The following is a 2921-nucleotide window of genomic DNA, read 5'->3' as shown; positions in this document are numbered from 1 at the left end:
CCAGCGTCAGGCCGGCCACCCGGGCGGACTGGCGCGGTTGCGGCGGCGACGGCGCGCCTCGGCCCGGGTGAGCCGACGGCGGTGCGGATACTGGGAAGATGGATTCATGTGGGACCTTCTTTCTATAAAAACGGATAAAATACACACAACACGGGCAGACTATCCCGGGAGGCGAAGACGATGAAACTGAAACCGCGGGAATACGCGCGGCGGGTGCAGCGGGCCAGCCCGCCCTCACCGCTGGGCAAAGACTGCCTGTGGGCCTTTTTTGTGGGCGGCGGCATCTGCCTGCTGGGGGAGGTGCTCCGCCAGTGGTATTTGGCCAAAGGGCTGGAATTGGAGCTGGCCGGTACCCTGACCAGCTGCACGCTGGTGGCCCTCTCGGCCCTGTTTACCACCCTGGGGCTCTACCAGAAACTGGCCGCCAAGGCTGGGGCCGGGTCGCTGGTGCCCATCACGGGCTTTGCCAACGCGGTGGTCAGCGCGGCCATTGAGTTCAAGACCGAGGGCCGGGTCTTAGGCACCGGGGCCAAGATGTTCACCATTGCCGGGCCGGTCATCGTGTACGGCACGCTGGCGGCGGTGGTGTATGGCGTGGTGCTCTGGGGGATGGGGGCCATGGTCTGAACCCACCACGCCCAGAATACGGGGCAGAAGCGGAAAAAATTGCAATTCCCCGTCGAGCGTAAAGTATACCACAAAAATCCGATAAAATCAGCCCCCAAAGGAGGAAAAACCAATGGCAGCACGGCGCGGCGATACCCTTTTGTTTGAGCGGATGCCCGTGATTGCGTCCCACGCGGCGGTGGGCGGCAAAAAAGAGGGCGAGGGCCCTCTGGCCGCGGAGTTTGACGAGCTGTTCCCGGACAACAACTGCGGGCAGGCCAACTGGGAGACGGCGGAAAAAAATTTGCAGCTGCGGGCGGCCCGCCTCTGCCTGAAAAAGGCCCACGCCACGGAAAAGCAGGTCAGCCTGGTGCTGGCCGGGGACCTGCAGGCCCAGTGCACGGCGTCCAGCTACGCCCTGCGGGAGCTGCACCTGCCCTTTGTGGGGCTGTTCGGGGCCTGCAGCACCATGGCCGAGGCGCTGGGGCTGGGGGCCGCGCTTTGCAGCGCGGGCCTTGCCGACGGCCTGCTGGCCATGACGTCCAGCCATTTCTGCGCGGCGGAGCGGCAGTTCCGCACGCCGTTGAGCTATGGTGCCGTCCGCACGCCCACGGCCCAGTGGACCGCCACGGCGGCGGGGTGCTGCCTGCTCCACCCTGCCGGGCAGGGCGTGGGCATTGCCGCGGCCACCTTTGGCCGGGTGGAGGATTACCAGATCAAGGATATCAACAACATGGGCGCCGCCATGGCCCCGGCGGCAGCGGCCACTCTGCTGCGCTATCTGCACGACACCGGGCAGGAGCCCAAAGAGTTTGACGCCGTTTACACCGGGGACCTGGGCCATCTCGGGAGCCGCCTGTTCCGGGAGATCCTGACCGCCGAGGGCCTGGTGATGAAAAACCACATCGACTGCGGTAGCATCCTCTACGATGCCGCCCGGCAGAACGTCAAGAGCGGCGGCTCCGGCCCGGGCTGCTGTGCCGCCGTCCTCTGCGGGCACATCCTGCCCCGGCTGGAGCGGGGGAGCTATCGGCGGGTGCTGTTCATCGCCACCGGGGCGCTGATGAGCCAGACCACGTTTTTACAAAAAGAGAGCATCCCGCCATTGCGCATCTGGTGGAGCTGCGCGGGCCGGAATGCACTGCGAGAGGATGATGAGATGCAGTATTTCTGGGCGTTTGTGGTGGGCGGGCTCATCTGCGTGGTGGGCCAGCTTTTGATCGACTTGACCGCCCTGACCCCGGCCCGCGTTTTAACGGGCTATGTGGTGGCCGGGGTGGTGCTTTCCGCCATCGGGTGGTACGCGCCGCTGGCCGAGTTTGCGGGCTGCGGGGCCACCGTGCCCCTGCTGGGGTTCGGGCACCTGCTGGCCAAAGGGGTCAAAACGGCCATCGAAGAAGAGGGGGCCATCGGCATTTTAACCGGCGGGCTGACGGCCGCCGCGGCGGGCATCACCACCAGCCTGGTGTGCGGCGTGGTCTGCTCCTGGGTGGGCAAGAGCCACGACCAGAATTGAAGAACAGTAAAACAAAAACCCCTGCGCCGGTTTCCCGGAGCAGAGGTTTTGTTCGTCAATCAGAAAGCAATCAAGCGTTCTTGTTAGCACGCTTGGCCATACGGCTGATCTTGCGGCTTGCGGTGTTCTTTTTGATGACACCCTTAGCGCGAGCCTTGTCGATCGCGGAAACAGCAGCCAGGACGGTTGCGTCCTTGTCAGCGGCATTCGCATCGATGGCAGCGTCTGCCTTCTTGACGACTGTTTTCAGGTTGGTCTTAATGGCCTTGTTGTGAGCCTGCTCTGCAGCAGCCTGCACGACGCGGTCCTTCTGAGATTTGATGTTAGGCATTCGTTCCACCTCCTTGGCTACCTATAACAGCGCACCTTATGATACCATATTTGCCGTACCAACGCAAGCGTTTTTTTGATTTTTGTTTCAAAAAGTTTTATTTTTCCCATACTTCTCCTGTCCGGAGGGGCCCAAACAGCGCCTCCGGCGGCAAATTTGCAGAAAAAGAGGGGAAAACCATGCGTTTGACAGACATGGCCGATGAATTGTACGCGGCGCCCGCCTGTTCTGCCCTGCCCGGCGGGGTACGGGTGGCCACGGCCCGGCACGATGGCGTGACCGTGACGCGGGTGGAGATCGCGCGGGAGGGGCTGGAGCGGCCCCGGGGGCGGTATGTGACGCTGGAAGTGCCCCGCGTCAGCGTGCTGGACGAGCGGGACAGCGGTGTCATCGAGCAGGCGGCGGCCGAGCTGCGGGCCCTGCTGCCGCCTGAGGGCCCGGTGCTGGTGCTGGGTGTGGGCAACGCCG

At 63.9% G+C, this 2921-nt stretch carries 3 protein-coding genes and 1 pseudogene; 3 read left to right on the top strand and 1 reads right to left on the bottom strand.

Going from position 1 to position 2921, the window contains the following annotated elements:
* The first annotated feature begins 180 nt into the window (after window positions 1-180).
* Complete coding sequence (locus tag DXA70_RS13510) at window positions 181-627, top strand: SpoVA/SpoVAEb family sporulation membrane protein (protein WP_128118761.1); 447 nt, start codon at window positions 181-183, stop codon at window positions 625-627.
* A 112-nt stretch (window positions 628-739) separates the two neighbouring features.
* Entirely contained in the window at window positions 740-2122 is a 1383-nt protein-coding gene (locus tag DXA70_RS13505) for a SpoVA/SpoVAEb family sporulation membrane protein (RefSeq protein WP_128118760.1), read from the top strand.
* Between the two features lie 70 nt (window positions 2123-2192).
* Here the strand turns inward: DXA70_RS13505 and rpsT are convergent, their stop codons facing one another.
* Window positions 2193-2453 carry a 30S ribosomal protein S20 gene (gene rpsT, locus DXA70_RS13500; protein WP_005943554.1) on the bottom strand — a complete coding sequence of 87 codons (261 nt, stop codon included), beginning with the start codon at window positions 2451-2453 and terminating at the stop codon, window positions 2193-2195.
* A 179-nt stretch (window positions 2454-2632) separates the two neighbouring features.
* On the opposite strand from rpsT, the pseudogene DXA70_RS13495 reads away from it, so the two are divergent.
* Window positions 2633-2921, top strand: a pseudogene (locus DXA70_RS13495) (GPR endopeptidase); the annotation flags it as partial.

Source organism: Faecalibacterium sp. OF04-11AC, assembly GCF_003460645.1.
Lineage (GTDB): Bacteria > Bacillota > Clostridia > Oscillospirales > Ruminococcaceae > Faecalibacterium > Faecalibacterium prausnitzii_I.
The sequence above is the reverse complement of the archived record's forward strand: the minus strand, read 5'-3'. Positions and strand labels throughout refer to the sequence as shown.